The 18,409-nt window shown below is 70.1% G+C and carries 20 protein-coding genes; 13 read left to right on the top strand and 7 right to left on the bottom strand.

What is annotated here, in order from left to right; translation table 11 throughout:
* Positions 1-19: 19 nt before the first annotated feature.
* A complete protein-coding gene (locus ABEA82_RS10060) occupies positions 20-382 on the top strand; it encodes a helix-turn-helix domain-containing protein (protein WP_345661049.1) in 363 nt (120 codons plus the stop codon).
* 52 nt (positions 383-434) lie between these two features.
* On the opposite strand, the gene ABEA82_RS10055 is transcribed toward ABEA82_RS10060, so the two are convergent.
* The gene (locus ABEA82_RS10055) at positions 435-617 is read right to left on the bottom strand and encodes a hypothetical protein (RefSeq protein ID WP_345661729.1); all 183 of its coding nucleotides are present in this window, start codon (positions 615-617) and stop codon (positions 435-437) included.
* On the opposite strand from ABEA82_RS10055, the gene ABEA82_RS10050 reads away from it, so the two are divergent.
* From ABEA82_RS10050 to ABEA82_RS10035, 4 genes are all read left to right on the top strand, one after another.
* Positions 573-1,478 (top strand): alpha/beta fold hydrolase, encoded by a 906-nt coding sequence (locus tag ABEA82_RS10050; RefSeq protein WP_345661688.1) that lies wholly within the window; start codon positions 573-575, stop codon positions 1,476-1,478. The two genes, ABEA82_RS10055 and ABEA82_RS10050, sit on opposite strands and share 45 nt — an antisense overlap.
* A gap of 2 nt (positions 1,479-1,480) precedes the next feature.
* The gene (locus ABEA82_RS10045) at positions 1,481-2,062 is read left to right on the top strand and encodes a hypothetical protein (protein ID WP_345661687.1); all 582 of its coding nucleotides are present in this window, start codon (positions 1,481-1,483) and stop codon (positions 2,060-2,062) included.
* Positions 2,063-2,203: 141 nt separating this feature from the next.
* On the top strand, positions 2,204-2,377 hold the full coding sequence (locus tag ABEA82_RS10040; protein WP_158681081.1) for a linaridin family RiPP: 174 nt from the start codon (positions 2,204-2,206) through the stop codon (positions 2,375-2,377).
* 141 nt (positions 2,378-2,518) lie between these two features.
* Positions 2,519-3,397, top strand: coding sequence for a hypothetical protein (locus tag ABEA82_RS10035; protein WP_345661048.1), 879 nt, complete (start codon positions 2,519-2,521; stop codon positions 3,395-3,397).
* A gap of 88 nt (positions 3,398-3,485) precedes the next feature.
* Here the strand turns inward: ABEA82_RS10035 and ABEA82_RS10030 are convergent, their stop codons facing one another.
* Positions 3,486-3,860: a YbjQ family protein gene (locus ABEA82_RS10030; protein ID WP_345661047.1), complete on the bottom strand. Its 375-nt coding sequence runs from the start codon at positions 3,858-3,860 to the stop codon at positions 3,486-3,488.
* Between the two features lie 136 nt (positions 3,861-3,996).
* Here ABEA82_RS10030 and ABEA82_RS10025 point away from each other — a divergent pair, with 136 nt between their 5' ends.
* Positions 3,997-4,860: a DedA family protein gene (locus ABEA82_RS10025; protein WP_345661046.1), complete on the top strand. Its 864-nt coding sequence runs from the start codon at positions 3,997-3,999 to the stop codon at positions 4,858-4,860.
* Between the two features lie 117 nt (positions 4,861-4,977).
* Here the strand turns inward: ABEA82_RS10025 and ABEA82_RS10020 are convergent, their stop codons facing one another.
* Both ABEA82_RS10020 and ABEA82_RS10015 read right to left on the bottom strand, forming a co-directional pair.
* Entirely contained in the window at positions 4,978-6,675 is a 1,698-nt protein-coding gene (locus tag ABEA82_RS10020) for a threonine/serine exporter family protein (RefSeq protein WP_345661045.1), read from the bottom strand.
* 123 nt (positions 6,676-6,798) lie between these two features.
* Entirely contained in the window at positions 6,799-7,290 is a 492-nt protein-coding gene (locus ABEA82_RS10015) for an inorganic diphosphatase (protein WP_003991985.1), read from the bottom strand.
* Between the two features lie 79 nt (positions 7,291-7,369).
* On the opposite strand from ABEA82_RS10015, the gene dacB reads away from it, so the two are divergent.
* The 7 genes from dacB (at position 7,370) to ABEA82_RS09980 (ending at position 16,641) form a co-directional block, all read left to right on the top strand.
* Positions 7,370-8,950: a D-alanyl-D-alanine carboxypeptidase/D-alanyl-D-alanine endopeptidase gene (dacB, locus tag ABEA82_RS10010; protein WP_345661044.1), complete on the top strand. Its 1,581-nt coding sequence runs from the start codon at positions 7,370-7,372 to the stop codon at positions 8,948-8,950.
* Positions 8,951-9,597: 647 nt separating this feature from the next.
* Positions 9,598-10,725, top strand: coding sequence for a zinc-dependent metalloprotease (locus ABEA82_RS10005; RefSeq protein WP_345661043.1), 1,128 nt, complete (start codon positions 9,598-9,600; stop codon positions 10,723-10,725).
* Between the two features lie 195 nt (positions 10,726-10,920).
* A complete protein-coding gene (tilS, locus tag ABEA82_RS10000; RefSeq protein WP_345661042.1) occupies positions 10,921-11,997 on the top strand; it encodes a tRNA lysidine(34) synthetase TilS in 1,077 nt (358 codons plus the stop codon).
* A gap of 61 nt (positions 11,998-12,058) precedes the next feature.
* Positions 12,059-12,619: a hypoxanthine phosphoribosyltransferase gene (hpt, locus tag ABEA82_RS09995; RefSeq protein ID WP_345661685.1), complete on the top strand. Its 561-nt coding sequence runs from the start codon at positions 12,059-12,061 to the stop codon at positions 12,617-12,619.
* A 184-nt stretch (positions 12,620-12,803) separates the two neighbouring features.
* On the top strand, positions 12,804-14,846 hold the full coding sequence (gene ftsH / locus ABEA82_RS09990; protein WP_345661041.1) for an ATP-dependent zinc metalloprotease FtsH: 2,043 nt from the start codon (positions 12,804-12,806) through the stop codon (positions 14,844-14,846).
* A gap of 130 nt (positions 14,847-14,976) precedes the next feature.
* Entirely contained in the window at positions 14,977-15,582 is a 606-nt protein-coding gene (gene folE, locus ABEA82_RS09985; protein WP_345661040.1) for a GTP cyclohydrolase I FolE, read from the top strand.
* 69 nt (positions 15,583-15,651) lie between these two features.
* Positions 15,652-16,641, top strand: a complete 990-nt coding sequence (locus ABEA82_RS09980; RefSeq protein WP_345661039.1) for a hypothetical protein — start codon at positions 15,652-15,654, stop codon at positions 16,639-16,641.
* Positions 16,642-16,653: 12 nt separating this feature from the next.
* On the opposite strand, the gene ABEA82_RS09975 is transcribed toward ABEA82_RS09980, so the two are convergent.
* The 3 genes from ABEA82_RS09975 to folB are packed head-to-tail and all read right to left on the bottom strand — an operon-like array spanning position 16,654 to position 18,170.
* Positions 16,654-17,142: a DUF3180 domain-containing protein gene (locus tag ABEA82_RS09975; RefSeq protein ID WP_345661038.1), complete on the bottom strand. Its 489-nt coding sequence runs from the start codon at positions 17,140-17,142 to the stop codon at positions 16,654-16,656.
* A 60-nt stretch (positions 17,143-17,202) separates the two neighbouring features.
* The gene (gene folK, locus ABEA82_RS09970) at positions 17,203-17,814 is read right to left on the bottom strand and encodes a 2-amino-4-hydroxy-6-hydroxymethyldihydropteridine diphosphokinase (RefSeq protein WP_345661037.1); all 612 of its coding nucleotides are present in this window, start codon (positions 17,812-17,814) and stop codon (positions 17,203-17,205) included.
* Complete coding sequence (gene folB, locus ABEA82_RS09965; protein ID WP_345661035.1) at positions 17,811-18,170, bottom strand: dihydroneopterin aldolase; 360 nt, start codon at positions 18,168-18,170, stop codon at positions 17,811-17,813. The genes folK and folB overlap by 4 nt, the downstream gene beginning before the upstream one ends.
* Positions 18,171-18,409: the final 239 nt, after the last annotated feature.

Genomic DNA, 18,409 nt, shown 5'->3' with positions numbered 1-18,409 from the left:
GCACTGCACACGGTTGGCTATGAGGGGGTTGCACGTGGGGCGTCCGCCAGTACTTCCGGTAGACAAGAAACTCGGCCTGGTCGTCAGAGTGATGAGCGGTGAACTGACCGCGGCGGAAGCCGCGCGGGAAGCGGGAGTGTCCGAACAGTCGGTCTCGAACTGGCGCAGACAGTTTATTGAGGGCGGCCGCAACGGCCTCGCCGGCGAAGGCGGAAGAGACACCGAAGAAGCGTCCCGAATGGCCGAACTGGCCAAAGAGAACGCGCTGCTGAAGACAACGATCGGTGAACTCTACCTGGAACTGCGGAAGTACGGCCGGAGTGCGGCTGTTCGTCCGCCACAGCCGCGAGGCAGGGTCCGCCCGGGTCGGCTGGTCAATTAACTCATTAATTTAGCCCGGCATCACCTGTTAGTGTTTCGGGCAGACAGTCACTTCACATCACGGGGGAGGGAATGTGGCGTCTCTGGAGCGCCAGTTTGCCGTCGGCATTGCTGGATTGGCCGGCGCTAGCCTTCTGACCGGTGCGGTAACTCGATTCACCGGTAAACGCGAGCGTGCGCGTCGCTATCAGCTGCACGAAAGACCGGACGGCAGCCTCGTCGAGGTCGATGTCCATATTCCTCCGCACGCACAGCGCGCCGTTCTGCTGGACAACGGAATGGGCGCCCCCCAGGAATACTGGGACTGGGTCTGCGGCGCACTTCCCGAGGACATGGGATACGTGCGGTTCAACCGCCCCGGCTACGGCCTCAGCACCCCGGGCACCCGGTACGGCCTGGAAGCGCACTTCGAGCTGGTGCAGGAGCTGCGCGACACCTACATCGCCGACCTTCCGGTCGTCCTGGCCGGCCACTCCCTGGGCGGCTACTTCGCCGCCGCCTACGCGTCGCTGCACCCGGACGCGGTGCGGGGCGTGACCCACGTGGTCATGATCGACGCCACCGAAGTGGTCAGCCTGCGCCACGCCCGCCGCACCGACGTGGACCGGTGGTCCCACCAGCGGATGGCGATGGAGCAGGTGTTCGCCGCCACGGGGCTCTCCGTCTTCCGCCCCGCCATGAACGCGCACCAGCAGTACCGCCCGGACATCAACCGGAGCTACCGGGCGTTCCTGGCCACCCCCCGTACGTGGGCCACCGCCCACCGGGAGTACCGGGACGCGCAGACCTACCCGGAACTGACCTCCCTGGACTGCCCGTTGACCGTCATCACGGCGGAGAACAACATCGGCGACAACACCCTGCACGCCGGGATCCAGGCCAGGCTGGCCGTCATCTCCACCCGGGCCCGCCACCACTTCGTCGCCGGCTCCGACCACGAGTCCCTGCTCTCCGTGCGCAAGCACGCCGAAGAGGTGACGGAACTGATCGCCGGCGAACCGCCCTCCGAGTCGCTCGGGACGTCGTGGCGGCCGTCCACCAAGGTGCGCGGGGCCGCCGCCGAGAGCGTCGCCGAGCGGGAGGAGGAACTGGCGTGATCATGAAGGTGAACACCGAACGCGTGAAGACCGCCGCCGTGACGACGTCACTGGCCGCATGGCTGATCGCGACGGCCGTGGCACAGATCCCCGAGCAGCGCTTCGATGGTCTCCTGCACCGCGGGAAGCTGCGTATACCGACCCCGAACTGGCGCTTCTTCGGGCCCAATCCCGGCGTCAAGGACAACCACCTGCTCTACCGCGACCTCACGGACGGCAAGCCCGGCGAGTGGACCGAGGTCCCGATCGTCCAGGACCGGCCGTGGTACGCACTGGCCTGGAACGCCCGCAACCGAAGCCCGAAGGCCCTGTTCGACGCGACCCAGCACGCCCTCGCCCACGCGGTCGCCTTCGGATCGGCGGTACTTCCCGTGACGACGGCGACGGGCTACCGGCTGCTGGGGCGCCACATCCAGCTCCACCTGCCGCACGCCGAGGGCGCCACGCACAGCCAGTTCATGCTGCTCCACTCGTATCCCACGAGCCCGGAGGACCGGCACATCGAACCCGTCTTCGTCTCCATGGAATTCCCCCTGGAGGGAGACGTCACCCCCGCCGAAGCGCCCTCTCGCACAGCCGCGTAGCGAGAACACCGACCCTCTCGACTGGAAGCTGCGAGCTCACTCGGCACCACACCCGTGCCGCGTGAGTCCGCGCCCTCCCGCCGAACGGCTGGAGAACTCGCTCTGCGAATTACTGACAGAAAGAGGACAACAATGTCTGTTGTGGCTGATTTCGCCAACACCGAGCTGGCCGACGTGACCCCGGGCCGTATCGGCAACGACGCGACCCCGACCATGCTCACCCCGCTGGCCGCCCTCGCCACCCCGGAGGGCGTCGCGGTCACCGCCGCGACCGCTTACGCGCTGAACGAGGTCACGAACGACCTCGCCGGCTGAACAACGGGCCGGCAGGCGATGCTGACCGGCATCGCTAGCTCCGTTTGATGAAAGCGGCGGCACGGTACGCCCGATACGCATACCGTGCCGCCGTTTGCCGTATCCACCGTACTCGCATCACACCAACGGGAGCACCTATCCATGTTCCTCAGCGCTCCACCCGAGGTCACGGCACGCCGAGTGGCTTCGCTGGGCACGCTGGTCTCCGCACTGGAAATGCTGAGCCAGACGCGTAAGTTCGAAGAGGGCGAAATGCTGAGCGGCCAGCTGGCCAACATGCGCCCCAAGTTCGCCAAACGCTTTCCCCGGCTGACGCGCGCCCTCGAATCCAAGAAGGCGGCGGTCGCCCTGTACGGGGTGCAGGCGGGTGCCTCCGCCGCCACGCTGATCTGGGCCCACAAGCGCGGAGTGCGCACGGCCGGCAGTGCCGTCCTGGCGGTGACGGGCGCGGCCGGACGGCTGCGCACCCCCTTCGGCGGGGACGGCGCCGACCAGCTCCAGCAGGTGATCAACGTCGTCCTCGCCTCGACCGGCACCTTCAAGGACGGCGAGAAGGCCCGCGACGTGGCCATGCGCGCGCTGGCGCTGGAGACGACCATCTCCTACGTCGCGTCCGGCGTGGTCAAGCTCGTCTCCCCGGTGTGGCTCAGCGGAGAGGCGTTCAGCGGCGTCATCCGCACGCGCAACTACGGCGACCAGCGCGTCTACCGGCTGGTGCACAAGTACCCCACGGTGGGCAAGCTCGTGACCTGGGGGACGATCGCCGCGGAGGTCTCCTTCCCGCTGGTCTTCGTCCTGCCCAAGCCCGCGGCGAAGGCGTTCCTCGGCTCGATGACGCTGTTCCACCTCGGCATCGGCCAGTTCATGGGCCTCAACCGCTTCGTGCTGGCCTTCGGCGCCACCCACCCGGCGCTCCTCCACGTCTTCGCCGAGAGCGACAAGCGGGCGGCCGAGCGGGCGGCCGAGCTGGCCGGAAAGACCCTCGCGGCCATCGCCCCCGCGGCGGCCTCCGCCAGGTGACACACGCGTACGGGCGGGTGCGGCGAGCCGGAATCCCACGGAGCACACGGTGGGGCTCCGGCTCCGGCCACCGCCGGGAACGCCCCGGTCACCCCGTGTGCACGGGCTCGATCACCACGGCCGTCCCGTACGCGCACACCTCCGTGCCCACGTCCGCCGCCTCGGTCACGTCGAAGCGGAACGCGAGCACACCGTTGGCTCCACGCGCGCGTGCCTGCTCGACGAGACGCTCCATGGCCTGGTTGCGGGTCTGCACGAGGGTCTTGGTCAGCCCGCGCAGCTCACCGCCGACCATCGACTTCAGCCCGGCGCCGATCTGGCTCCCCAGGTGCCGGGAACGCACGGTCAGACCGAAGATCTCACCGACCACCTCCCGCACGCGATAGCCGGGTACGTCGTTCGTGGTGACGACGAGGACGTCGGGCCGGGGGCCCTGTCCGCCGCCGTATTCATCGATGCCCATGGTTCACAGCTTTGACCGGGACCGCGCACAGTGCATCCTGAGTACGCCCGTGGAACCTGGGCCATGACGGCTGCGTTGATACTTTGAGGCAGTCAGCCCCAGCCCGTATCCCCCCAGCAGCAGGAGCCACATCCCCGTGACCACGCTTGCGCTCGGCCCCGAGTGGCTCAGCCCGGACTACCTGATCTCCACGTTCAGCCTGCCCGGGATCCTGCTCATCGTCTTCGCCGAGTCGGGACTCTTCGCGTTCCTGCCCGGCGACTCCCTGCTGTTCACCGCGGGCCTCTTCGTCGCCGAGGGCACCTACATCACCCAGCCGCTGTGGCTGGTCTGCACGCTGATCGTGCTCGCCGCCGTCATCGGTGACCAGGTCGGCTACATGATCGGCAAGTTCCTGGGCCCGAAGCTCTTCAGCCGTCCGAACTCCAAGCTCTTCAAGCAGGAGAACCTGGACAAGGCCCACGAGTTCATGGAGAAGTACGGCCCCAAGGCGATCGTCCTGGCCCGCTTCGTCCCCATCGTGCGCACCTTCGCCCCCATCGTGGCCGGCGCCGGCCGCATGAAGTACCGCACGTTCCTCACGTACAACGTCATCGGCGGCATCGCCTGGGGCACCGGCGTCACCCTCGCGGGCTACTGGCTCGGCCAGATCGACGTCATCAAGAAGAACGTCGAGTCGATCCTCGTCCTGATCGTCCTGATCTCCGTCGTCCCGATCCTCATCGAGTACCTGCGCGAACGCTCGAAGAAGAAGCGCGCGGCGGCCGAGGCCCCGGCTCAGGCGCAGCAGCACCCCGTCATGGACGACGCCACGACCCAGCTCCGCCGCATCACCCCGGACGACCAGCCGCCCCACCAGCACCAGCCCCACCAGCACCAGCAGCCCTACGGCGACCAGAACGGCTACAACGACCAGCAGTACTACAACCAGTACCCCCAGTCCCCGGGCTACGGCCAGCAGCAGAACAGCGGCCAGTACCCGTACAACAACGGCTACTGAGCCTTTTGGGGGCGCGGGGCTACATCGATGTGCGGCTCCGCCGCGTGGGCGCGACAAGCCACGAACCACCCGCGGCCGCCAATGGACCCACAGCCCCGACCCCGTAGGCACTCGGAGCTAGAACCCCCTGGTCCGCTTGGCGGCCCGCCGCTTCTCCGCGGACCCGATCCGCAGGAACATCCGCGAGATCTCGGACCCCAGATTCACCCCGATGGCGATGGCCATGGCCAGAGCCACCGCGCTGGACAGCGACACCAGCCCCTCGTCCACCTTGCTCTGCGCGATCCCCAGCAGACCGAAGTACGTGGCGGAACCCGGCAGCAGCGGTCCGATCGCCGCGGTCGTGTAGGGCAGGGCGGAGGCGAACTGGTACCGGGACAGCAACTGCCCGAACAGCCCCACCAGTCCCGCGGCCGCCGCGGTGGACGCCACCGGCGAGATGCCCCCGGCGTAGTGCATCGCCCCGTACACGACCCAGGCGACACCCCCGTTCAGCGTCACCCACACCACGGTGGATCGTTCCTGCTGAAGCAGCACCGCGAACGCGAGCGACAGCAGCATCGACGCACCGATCATCAGCACCGGTTCGTCGGAGGCCCCGAGCGCCGCGTCCGGGTTCAGCCGCGCACCCAGCTGCACGCCGAAGTACAGCACCAGCAGCACACCGGCGACGATGCCCACGAAGAAGTACAGGACCTCCAGCAGACGCGCCGACGCGGTGATGTAGAAGCCGGTCAGCCCGTCCTGCACGCCCGCCACCAGCGCCCGCCCGGGCAGCAGCGCGAACAGTCCACCGGTGATGACCGCGGAGGCCTTCACGTCGACGTGGCCCACCGTCAGCGCGACCCCGATCGCGGCCGGGGGCATCGCGGCCACCGTGAACTGGTAGAACTCCGGCAGCCCACGTCCCGCGCACAGCCACGCCAGCCGGTCACCGAGCATCGCGCCGAGCGCCGCCGCCACGAACACGAGCAGGTCACCGCCGACCAGCACGGAGGCCGCACCCGCCAGCGCCCCGCTCGCCACGGTCAGCGCCCAGCCGGGGTAGGGGTGCCGGTTACGGCGGATCTCCGCCAGCCGCCGGTAGGCCTCCTCCAGGGAGACCGCCGTCTCGTCGTCGCTGAGGTCGTCCACCAGCTGGTACACGGCCGCCAGCCGCGTGTAGTCGGTGCCCCGGCGCCGCACGGTCCGGGACGCCGTCACCGGGTCGTCGACGAGCGACGGCTGGTACGAGATCGCCAGCAGCGTGAAGGTGACGTTCGGCTCGCAGCGGTCCAGGCCGTAGGACCGGCAGACGGCGAACATGGCCGCCTCCACGTCCTCGGCGCCCTCACCGCCCGCCAGCAGCAGCTCGCCGATACGCAGCGTCAGGTCGAGCACGCGCGGCACGGCGGGCCCCGCCTCGTCGGTGTGCCGCTGCACCGGCTCCGGCGCCGGCCGCTCCGCCACCGGCATGCGCAGCATGGTGCGCATGCGGTCCTGCCACGGCACGTCCTTGGTCAGGCTGACCACGGGGATCCCGCTCGGCGGCGTGAAGGCCGACGGCGGGTACTTCGCGCTGTACGTGTTCGGCGGCGTGAACGCCGAGCCCTCGGACTCCGCCGCGGGCGCGTGCGACACGTCCAGCCCGTCCGGCACGGCGAACTCGGACGTCGTCTCGGACTCCGAGACGGCCCCCCGGTGGAGGGCTAGTCCCTCGGGGATCGCGAACTCCGACGTGGTCGACATGTCCCCGTCGACGGCGGTCCCGGCCGGAGGCAGGAATCCACTCCTCGCCTCGTCCGACTTCGGCTTGCGGTCCTCCGCGTCCGTCACTGCCTGGCGCTCCCTGTACGACACGTCAGCCCTCGTACCCCCCACAGCCTCAGTATGCGCACACACGCACGGACGGGCCGCACGCGCACGCGTGCGGCCCATCGGCATCAGGGGAGGGGGAGGTCAGTGGCCGCCCTGCTCCTTGAAGCGCTTGTAGGACCGCTCGATCTCGGCCTCCGCGTCCGTACGGCCCACCCAGTTGGCACCCTCGACCGACTTGCCGGGCTCCAGGTCCTTGTAGACCTCGAAGAAGTGCTGGATCTCCAGGCGGTCGAACTCCGACACGTGGTGGATGTCACGCAGGTGCTCCACTCGCGGGTCGTGCGCCGGCACGCACAGCAGCTTGTCGTCGCCACCGGCCTCGTCCGTCATACGGAACATGCCGATCGCACGGCACTGGATGAGGCAGCCCGGGAAGGTCGGCTCGTCCAGGATGACCAGCGCGTCCAGCGGGTCGCCGTCCTCGCCGAGGGTGTTCTCGACGAAGCCGTAGTCGGCCGGGTAGCTGGTCGAGGTGAAGAGGCGACGGTCCAGGCGGATCCGACCGGTCTCGTGGTCCACCTCGTACTTGTTGCGCGAACCCTTCGGAATCTCGATCGTGACGTCGAACTCCACCGGTGGCTCCTCCATGATCAACACATAGTTCTGGTGGTTAAGTGTCCCTCACGCAGGTGTGTGATCGCGAAAGGGGCTGGTGGTCGTGCCAGAGCTGAGGCCTTGGCGGGCCGCGAGACCGCACGTGGTGCGGATCGCGGACGCCGTACGACCGCGGCTGGCCCGGGCCGCCGCAGCCGCGAAACCACGGGTCGCGCGGCTCGCACGGGCCCGGAAACCGCAGGTCGCGCGGGTCACGCGGCCGAAGACCTGGCAGTACGCCGCAGGCGCCGCCACCGCCGGGCTGGCACTCGCCGCCGGAGTGGTGACCGCCACCGGTCCCTGGGACTCCTCGGGTCAGCGTACGGCCGAGCGGGACCGGGCCGCCGCCCTCGGCCGCGCGGGTGGCACAGATCACGGCCGGGCCCCCGGCGCACCCGCGCAGCCCCGGCCCGCCCCCAGCGCCGGACCGGTGCTGACCGGCCTCGGCGGCATCAGCACCGTGAAGTCCGCCCCGGACGGCAAGGCCCTCGCGCAGGCTCTGACGCCCCTGCTGAAGGACCCGGCGCTCGGCACGCGGCCCGCAGCCTCGGTCGTGGACGTCACGACCGGCAAGCGCCTGTACGGCACGGACCCGGACGCCGCGCTCACCCCGGCCTCCACGACGAAGATCGCCACGGCCGTCGCCGCGCTGTCCGCGATGGGAGCCGACCACCGTCTCACCACCCGCGCGGCCCTGGAACCGGACACGAAGGAAGTCGTCCTGGTGGGCGGCGGCGACCCCACCCTCACGGCCCGCGAGGCCGCCGGCGGGTGGGCCAGCCTCCGCGTCCTGGCCGACAAGACGGCCGCGGCCCTGGCCCAGCGCGGCGTCCGCGAGGTGACGCTCTCCTACGACACGACCCTCTACGCGGGCACCGAAATGCACCCGATCGGGGTCAACCCCAACCTCGCCCCCCTCAGCCCCCTGATGGCCGACGAGGGCCGCACGAACGACTCGACGAGCGGACCGGCCGACCGCGTGGAGGACCCGGCGGCGGACGCCGCCCACCGCTTCGGCGACCTCCTCAAGTCCCGCGGCATCAAGGCCACGGCCCCGGGCCCGTCGAAGGCCACGACCCGCGCGAAGACACTCGCGGCGGTCTCCTCGCCCCCGCTGTCCGCCCTGGTCGAACGCATGCTGACCGACAGCGACAACGACATCGCCGAGGCCCTGGCCCGCCAGACGGCGCTCGCCTCGGGCGACCGCGCCGACTTCGCCGGAGCCGGCCGGGCGATCAGCGCCCGGCTCCGCAAGCTCGGCCTCCCGCTCGACGGCTCCTCCTTCAAGGACGGCAGCGGCCTCGACCGCGCCGACCGGCTGACACCGGCCCTCCTCACCGCCCTCCTGACCAAGGCGGCCGACCCCGCCCACCCCGAACTCCGCCCGGCCCTCACCGGCCTGCCCGTCGCCGGCTTCACCGGCACCCTGACCTCCCGCTACACGGACGGCGCAGCCGGCGCGGTCCGCGCCAAGACAGGCACCCTGACGGGCGTCAACACCCTCGCGGGCACGGTCGTCGACCAGGACGGCCGCCTGCTGGCCTTCGCCTTCATGGCCAACAACACGCCGAACCCGTCAGAGGCCCAGAAGGCCCTGGACAGAGCGGCAACGACCCTGTCCAACTGCGGCTGCCGCTAGCACCCCAACCCCGCCGCAAGCCGACCGCCGCACCGCAGCGGGGCGTCTGCTGCACCCGTGGCGAGCCGGCCGCCCCACCCGCCGCGGGGCGACCGCTGCGCCCCGCCCTGGACGCCGTAAGTCGGTCGCTCGCCCCGCCGTGAGTCGGCCCCTGTGCCCCGCCCTGGGCGCCGTGGGCCGGCCGATGGGCCCCGCCGTGGGCCGGCACTGAGCTCCCGCTGTGAGCTGGCCGCTGGGCCTCGCCGTGGGCCGGCCGCTCGCTCCGCAGCGGGGCGACCGCTGCGGCCCCGCCCTGGGCGCCGTGGGCCGTCCCGATGGGCCCGCCGTAGGCCGACCGCTGAGCTCCCGCCGTGGGCCGACCGTTGGGCCCTCGCTGTGGGCTGGCTGCTGGGCCTCCGCCGTGGGCCGGCCGCTGTGCCCCCGCCATGAGCTGGCTGCTGAGCCCCGCCGTGAGTCGGCCGCGCGCCCCGCCCTGGGCGCCGTGGGCCTGCCGATGGGGCCGGCCGATGGCCCCCGCCGTGGGCAGTCGTGCCGCTGGGGCGGCACGGGTGGGCACGGCACGAACGCCGAGCACCAGGCGACGCACCCCGGCCCCCGCCCACCTCTCTGCCCTGCCCCACCGGCGAAGGCTCACGTACGGTTGACGCATGACGAGCATCGGTGGTGCTTCAACCGGCATGGTCGACTGGAATCTCGCCGTCGCGACCGCGACCCGGCTCGTACGGCCGGGCCCCGACGTCAGCCGCGACGAGGCGAGGGCCGTCGTCGCGGAACTGCGGCGGCACGCGAAGGCCTCGGAGGAACACGTCCGGGGCTTCACTCGTCTGGGCACGGAGGAGGGCCACGACACCCCCGTCCTGGTCGTCGACCGCCCGGGCTGGATCCGGGCCAACGTCGCCGGCTTCCGGGAGCTCCTCAGGCCCCTCCTCGACAAGATGCAGGAACGGCGCGGCAACACCCCCGGCGGCGCGGTCATGAGCGCGGTCGGCGGCAAGGTCACCGGCGTCGAGCTCGGCATGCTGCTGTCCTTCCTCGCCTCCCGCGTCCTCGGCCAGTACGAGACCTTCGCCCCGGCCACCCGCGACCTCCCGGCAGGCGGCAACGGCGGCGGCCGGCTCCTGCTCGTCGCCCCGAACATCGTGCACGTGGAGCGCGAACTCGACGTCGACCCGCACGACTTCAGGCTCTGGGTCTGCCTGCACGAGGAGACCCACCGCACCCAGTTCACGGCCGTGCCCTGGCTGCGGGACCACCTCGAGGGCGAGATCCAGGCGTTCCTGGAGGAGACCGACGTCGACCCCATGACCGTCCTGGAACGCGTCCGGGAAGCCGCCCAGACGCTCGCCGGGGGCCGTCCCGAGGGCGAGGAGGACGACGGCGGCCGCTCCCTCGTCGAGATCGTCCAGACCCCCGCCCAGCGCGAGATCCTCGGCCGCCTCACTGCCGTGATGTCCCTGCTGGAGGGCCACGCCGACTTCGTGATGGACGGAGTCGGCCCGGACGTCGTGCCGACCGTCGGCGAGATCCGCGAGAAGTTCCAGCAGCGCCGCGCCAAGGGCGCCTCCCGCCTGGACCTGGCCCTGCGCAAACTGCTCGGCCTGGACGCCAAACTCCGCCAGTACCGGGACGGCGAGCGCTTCGTGCGGGCCGTCGTCGACGAGGCCGGCATGGACGGCTTCAACCGCGTCTGGACCTCGCCCAACACCCTCCCCACCAAGGCGGAGATCGCCAAACCGGCGGACTGGATCGCGCGGGTGCATCGACGGGCCGAGTAGTGAACGACGCGGGAAGGTCGTGAAGGGAAACCGGCGGACGGCAGGCGAACGCCCCTCCAATCACCCGTCCGAGGGACCGTGAGCGAGGGGTAGGCGTGCAATGCTCGGGGAACGGCCCGGTTCTGTCACCATCTACACACTCTGCGTGACTGGCATCGGGCTCACCCCCCGAAAACTTCATGAAGGGAACCGGACATGGGTCCCCATCCTGCGGTCGCGGCGATACGCCTGGCGGTCCGCCGCGTCCTCCACGACCTCCTCACCGAGCACAACGGCGCCACAGCCGCGCCCCCGCACGCCCCCTCGCACGAGCCTCCCCCAAGCTCTCGGCTGCGCTCGAGCAGGGAGGTACCCCCACCCTCGCCGCTCGTGCTCGTGGCATGCTCCGGCGGCGCCGACTCCATGGCCCTGGCCTCCGCCCTCGCCTTCGAGGCCCCGAGGCTCGGCATCCGTGCCGGCGGCGTGACCGTCGACCACGGACTCCAGGCCGGCTCCGACGTACGCGCCGCGGAAGTCGTCCTGCGCCTGCGCGAGCTCGGACTCGACCCCGTCGACTCCGTCACCGTGACCGTCGGCCGGTCGGGCGGCCCCGAGGCCGCCGCCCGCGACGCCCGCTACGCCGCCCTCGACACCGCGGCCGAGCGCCACGGCGCCGCCGCGGTCCTGCTCGGCCACACCCGCGACGACCAGGCCGAAACCGTCCTGCTGGGCCTGGCCCGGGGATCCGGCATCCGCTCCCTGTCCGGAATGGCCGCGGTCTCGGGGGCCGACGGCCGTTACCGGCGCCCCTTCCTGGAACTCGACCGGCAGACCGCCCGCAAGGCCTGCATGGTCCAGTCCCTGCCCGTCTGGGACGACCCGCACAACGCCGACCCGGCCTACACCCGCTCCCGGCTCCGCCACGAGGGCCTGCCCGCCCTGGAGAAGGCCCTCGGCAAGGGCGTCGTCGAGGCCCTGGCCCGCACGGCCCGGCTCTCCCGCGACGACGCCGACGCCCTCGACAGCTGGGCCGACCAGGCCGAGGCCGGAGTCCGCGACGCCGCCGGCCTCCTGGAGTGCGCCAAGCTGTACGCCCTGCCGCCCGCCGTACGCCGCCGCGTCCTGCGCCGGGCCGCCATCGCCGCCGGTGCCCCCGCCGGTTCACTGTTCGCCCGCCACATCGAAGAAGTCGACCGGCTGATCACCGGCTGGCGCGGTCAGGGAGCCATCAACCTCCCCGGCAAGGTCGTGGCCCGGCGGCAGGGTGGCAGACTGGTGATTCGGCAAGGCTGAACCACGACCCCTCCGAGCAGTCGCTCGAGGGGCCGCTCGGCCGGTGGGACGACCGAAAGTGATGCGGGTGGACGCGAAAGACATGGGTGCCGACCTCGAGAAGGTGCTCATCACCAAGGAAGAGATCGACGCCAAGCTGGCCGAGCTGGCAGCGAAGATCGACGCGGAGTACGCGGGCAAGGACCTCCTGATCGTCGGTGTCCTCAAGGGCGCGGTGATGGTCATGGCCGACCTCGCCCGGGCGCTGTCCACCCCCGTCACCATGGACTGGATGGCCGTGTCCTCGTACGGGGCGGGCACCCAGTCCTCCGGTGTGGTGCGGATCCTCAAGGACCTCGACACCGACATCAAGGGCAAGCACGTCCTCATCGTCGAGGACATCATCGACTCCGGCCTCACCCTGTCCTGGCTGATCTCCAACCTCGGCTCGCGCGAGCCCGCATCCCTCAAGGTGTGCACCCTGCTGCGCAAGCCCGACGCCGCCAAGGTCGCCATCGACGTGGAGTGGGTCGGCTTCGACATCCCCAACGAGTTCGTCGTGGGCTACGGCCTGGACTACGCCGAGAAGTACCGCAACCTTCCGTTCGTCGGTACGCTCGCGCCCCACGTGTACGGCGGCTGAACCCCGGCCGGGGTGCCGTGAACGTGATCGGGAACCCCAGCGCCCTTCCCGCCGTTGGAGCATGCGTAGACGGACGCCAGCCGTCCCACGCAGCTTCAGGTGACAATGCTGGGGTACCGTCCGAAGAACAGTCTTTATCAAACTCACTATGGCAGGAGGGACGGGGCGACATCGCTCCGTATGGATGGACGTGAAGCGATACTTCCGTGGGCCGGTCATGTGGATCGTGCTGGCCGTCCTTGCCGTGGTCGTGTTGATGCAGGTCGTCGGCTCGTCCGGCGGCTACAAGACGGTGGACACCGGCCAGGTCGTCCAGGCGATCAACCAGAACAAGGTGGAGTCGGCCAAGCTGACCACCGGTGACGAGCAGACCATCAAGGTCACGCTCAAGGACGGCGTAAAGGTCGAGGGCAGCTCGAAGATCCAGGCGAGCTATATCGGCGACCAGGGCGTGGACATCGCCAACACGCTGCAGAACAAGTACCAGGACAAGCAGATCTCGGACGGCTACACGGTCTCGCCGTCCAAGCAGAACCCGTTCATCGGGATGCTGATCTCCTTCCTGCTGCCTCTGGTCCTCATCGTGGTCATCTTCCTGTTCCTGATGAACCAGATGCAGGGCGGCGGCTCCCGCGTCATGAACTTCGGCAAGTCCAAGGCGAAGCTCATCACCAAGGACACCCCGAAGACGACCTTCTCGGACGTCGCCGGATCGGACGAGGCCGTCGAGGAGCTCCACGAGATCAAGGAGTTCCTCCAGGAGCCGGCCAAGTTCCAGGCCGTCGGCGCCAAGATCCCCAAGGGCGTGCTGCTGTACGGCCCGCCCGGCACCGGCAAGACCCTGCTCGCGCGTGCCGTCGCGGGCGAGGCGGGCGTGCCGTTCTACTCGATCTCCGGTTCCGACTTCGTCGAGATGTTCGTCGGTGTCGGTGCCTCCCGAGTCCGTGACCTCTTCGAGCAGGCCAAGGCGAACGCCCCGGCGATCGTCTTCGTCGACGAGATCGACGCGGTCGGCCGCCACCGCGGCGCCGGCCTCGGCGGTGGTCACGACGAGCGCGAGCAGACGCTGAACCAGCTGCTCGTCGAGATGGACGGCTTCGACGTCAAGGGCGGCGTGATCCTCATCGCCGCGACCAACCGGCCCGACATCCTCGACCCGGCGCTGCTGCGCCCCGGCCGCTTCGACCGGCAGATCGCCGTCGACCGCCCGGACATGCAGGGCCGTCTGGAGATCCTCAAGGTCCACCAGAAGGGCAAGCCGGTCGCGCCCGACGTCGACCTGTCGGCCATGGCCCGCCGTACGCCCGGCATGACGGGTGCCGATCTGGCCAACGTGCTGAACGAGGCCGCCCTGCTGACGGCCCGCAGCGACAAGAAGCTGATCGACAACCAGATGCTGGACGAGGCGATCGACCGTGTGGTCGCGGGCCCGCAGAAGCGGACCCGGATCATGTCGGACAAGGAGAAGAAGATCACCGCGTACCACGAGGGCGGACACGCCCTGGTCGCGGCGGCCTCCCCGAACTCCGATCCCGTCCACAAGATCACGATCCTGTCGAGAGGCCGCGCCCTCGGCTACACGATGGTGCTCCCGGACGAGGACAAGTACTCGACCACGCGCAACGAGATGCTCGACCAGCTCGCCTACATGCTGGGCGGCCGCGCGGCCGAGGAGCTCGTCTTCCACGACCCGACGACGGGTGCCGCCAACGACATCGAGAAGGCCACCGGCCTGGCTCGGGCCATGGTCACGCAGTACGGCATGACCGAGCGCCTGGGTGCGATCAAGTTCGGCGGGGACAACACCGAGCCCTTCCTCGGACGTGAGATGGCTCACCAGCGCGACTACTCGGAAGAGGTCGCCGCGCTGGTCGACGAAGAGGTCAAGAAGCTCATCGAGACCGCGCACAACGAGGCGTGGGAGATCCTGGTCGAGAACCGCGACGTCCTCGACAACCTGGTGCTGCAACTGCTGGAGAAGGAGACGCTGGGCAAGGAGGAGATCGCCGAGATCTTCGCCCCGATCGTCAAGCGTCCGCCCAGGCCCGCCTGGACCGGCTCCTCCCGCCGTACGCCGTCCACCCGTCCGCCGGTCCTCTCCCCCAAGGAGCTGGCGCTGACGAACGGGGCGAACGGCGCGACGCCGGCGATCAGCACCGCGAAGAGCACCGCGGCGGAGCCCGCCCCGGCGCCCGAGCACGCCCCGGAGGAACGCCCCGAGAGCTGACCATCGCTCTCCCGGCGCCCTCACCGGGCCCGGAATGAAAGCCGCGCCCCCCAGGTTTTAGCCTGGGGGGCGCGGCTTTCCGCCATTCCCGCAGGCCGCCCCCGAGATGGACACAGGAACGAGGCACCACATGACCGACCCAGTGACGCTGGACGGCGAGGGCCAGATCGGCGAGTTCGACGAGAAGCGAGCCGAGAACGCCGTCCGCGAACTGCTGATCGCGGTCGGCGAGGACCCCGACCGCGAGGGCCTCCGGGAGACGCCGGCGCGGGTGGCGCGGGCGTACCGGGAGCTCCTGGCCGGGCTTCGCCAGGAGCCTGAGGATGTCCTGACGACTACGTTCGACCTTGGGCACGACGAGATGGTCCTGGTCAAGGACATCGAAATCGTATCTTTGTGCGAGCATCATTTGCTGCCGTTCCACGGCGTGGCTCACGTCGGCTACATCCCGGCGGAGACGGGAAAGATCACCGGTCTCTCGAAGCTGGCACGTCTTGTCGAGGTGTTCGCCCGGAGGCCGCAGGTGCAGGAACGACTCACCACGCAGATCGCCGACTCCCTCATGAAGATCCTCGAGGCGCGGGGCGCGATCGTCGTCATCGAGGCGGAGCACATGTGCATGTCCGTGCGCGGCATCCGCAAGCCGGGGGCCAAGACCACGACATCGGCGGTCCGCGGCCAGCTCCGGGACGCTACGACGCGTGCCGAGGCGATGAGCCTGATACTGGCACGCTGACCCGATTGTCAGTGGTGCCCGATATCGTCCTTTGATCAGTGGGGCTGGTAGCTGATCGAGGGGGTTGCGGTGGACTACGGGCTGCCGAGCAAGCAGACGGTGAACGCAGTCGGTGGTCGCCTGCCCGCGTGCCACGTCCACACCGGCTGCCGTGTGTGGACGTTGGACGGAGACCGCACCGTACCGACGACGGTCATGGAAGTGGCGACCGCGCGGGTCCGCGAGGTGGTGGACGTCGTGACAGATCATGTGACGTTCACTGTGGCGCCGGATCAACTGCTCGGCACGCCGGACGGCTGGGTTCACGCACGAGATGCCGAAGACACCGTTCTGGCCTGGACGCCTGCGCGGAAACTGTGCAGGGAACGGCTGACGATCAGGCCGGGATACGAATTCGGCTACCTGGTCGGAGCTACGTGCTCAGACGGCACGGTCGGCAAGAACTACGTGTCGCTGGTGGTTAACGACCGGGACTTCGCCGCACGCTATGCGGCGTGTCTGACCGCGGCGACCGGGCTGCCCGCTCGGCTTGAAGCGGTGACGCGGCCTTCCGGCTACCTGCAGCGGGAGGTTCCCGGGTTCCGTGTACGAGTGGTCTCGTCGTACCTGGCGGACCTGGTGAGGCAATACGTGGGCGGGGACGCGCACCACATGCGGCAGCGGTTCCCTCGCGTTGTTCTTCGGGACAGCGAAACCCTTGAGGGCTTCCTGGACGGATACGTGGACGGGGACGGATACCGCCCCAAGACGTGGCCAGGTCGCTTGCTGGTCAGTGCCAATGTGCCGTTTCTTTCGGAGCTGGCACAGGTGGTCGGGGCGAGATTCACCCCCCGCCCGAGGGGGTCGGCCTCACATCTTGCTGTAGTCGACAGCTGGCCTGCACGGGGGACATTCAAGGCCGAACAGCACTCGCTGCAACTCCGCGAGGCCACCTGGGCACAGGTGCACGCGGTAAGGCGTCGGTTGACCACGAACAAGCCGTTCACCCTGTACAGCTACCGCCTGAGCCCCCACTCCGGGTTCTTGGTCAACGGCCATCTCGCCCGGCAGCCCTGGTGAGCCTGGGGCGGGTCACGTCGTAGGGGCCGTGCCTGCGTTGTTGTGTTCGTCGTCGTCCGGGAGTTTGCAGACTCGTTCCAGGAAGAGGGCCGCCGCTATGACGGCGATGCCGGTGAGGACGGAGACGCCGGCGTAGATGGCCTGGTCGCGGCGGGCGGGGATGTCCAGGGACTCCAGGAGGAAGACGCCGGTGCCGCCGTACATCCCGGCGACGAGGGCCGCGACGAGGGCGCTGGCATGGCCGAAGACGACCGCGCGGGCCGCCATCATGGGGTCGACGCCCTTGGCGTCCGGCTGCCGCTCGCGCTGGGCCTTCAGGCGGGCGCGCAGCGAGAGCGCCGTGGCCAGCAGGATCACGGCGATCGCGGCGAGGACGATGGGGGCGGCCATGGGCACGCTGGGCAGGGTCCCGACCGCGTTCCACAGACGGGCGCCGGCCCAGGACAGGACCCCGGCCACGACGAACACGCCGGCCAGCACCCTGATGCGCAGCTCTTTCACGGTGTCCCTTCGGTTCCCCCGGCTCCGGCCCCGGTGCCGCGGCCGTCTTGACCTTAACGGCTATTCGGGCAGCCGGAGTTCCAGGTCCCCGCGGGGCGCCACGCCTTCACGGGTGACGACGTCCAGCAGACCGGCGACGGGCCCGCGGCCGGGCAACTGCGCCTCGGGGTCCAGATCGTGCCAGGGGGCCAGGACGAAGGCGCGCTCGTGGGCGCGGGGGTGGGGGAGCGTGAGCTGCGGGTCGTCGGAGACGACGTCCGCGTACGACACGATGTCGACGTCCAGGGTGCGGGGGCCCCAGTGTTCGTCGCGGACGCGGTGGAAGGCCTCCTCGACCGCGTGCGCGCGCTCCAGGAGCGAGGACGGCGGGAGGGTGGTCTTCAGGACGACGACCGCGTTGAAGTAGGCGGGCTGGCTGCCGGGCTCCACGCCCCACGGCTCGGTCTCGTACACGGGGGAGACGCCCTTGATGCGGACGCCGGGGGTGTCCTCCAGGGCGTCGATGGCGCCCTGGAGGGTCTCCAGGCGGTTGCCGAGGTTGGAGCCGAGGGCGACGACGGCCCGTTTCGGGTTGGACAGCGTGGTGTCGGCGGCGTCGACCTTGTCGACGACGGAGGCGGGTACCGGCTGTACGGTCGGGTCGCTGGGACCCTTGATGAACGGTGCAGTCATACTCGGCTCCGGATGATGGTGACGGTCACGTCGTCGAAGGGGACCGTGATCGGGGCGTCCGGCTTGTGGACGCACACCTCGACCTGCTGGACCCCGTCGTGCTTCAGACACACCTGGGCGATGCGCTCGGCGAGCGTCTCGATGAGGTTGACGGGCTCGCCCTCGACGACGGCCACGACCTCCTCCGCCACGATGCCGTAGTGCACGGTCTTCGCCAGGTCGTCGTCGGCCGCGGCCGGTCGGGTGTCCAGGCCGAGGACGAGGTCCACGATGAAGGTCTGGCCCTCCTCGCGTTCCCTCGGGAACACACCGTGGTGCCCGCGGGCCTTCAGGCCGCGCAGCGCGACACGATCCACGCGAATCACTCCTGCAATCGTCGGTCACGGCCGGGCGGTGCCGTGTGCGGGCGGCACACCGGCCTCGGTCGAATCTACCTGCGAGCCCGGACGGGGCCGGGCCACGGGGGGTGTGGGCCCGGACCGGGCCCGGAAGGATTCATCCAGCGTTTCCCCTGGCGAACCCGGCGGCTCATGGGTTGGTAGCCGCCCATACCCGGAGGTCCGTGATTCCAACCACTTCTCGGTCCTCGCGGGCG

The organism is Streptomyces venetus, assembly GCF_039540295.1.
GTDB classification, from domain to species: domain Bacteria; phylum Actinomycetota; class Actinomycetes; order Streptomycetales; family Streptomycetaceae; genus Streptomyces; species Streptomyces venetus.
This window is presented reverse-complemented; position numbering and strand designations above follow the sequence as displayed.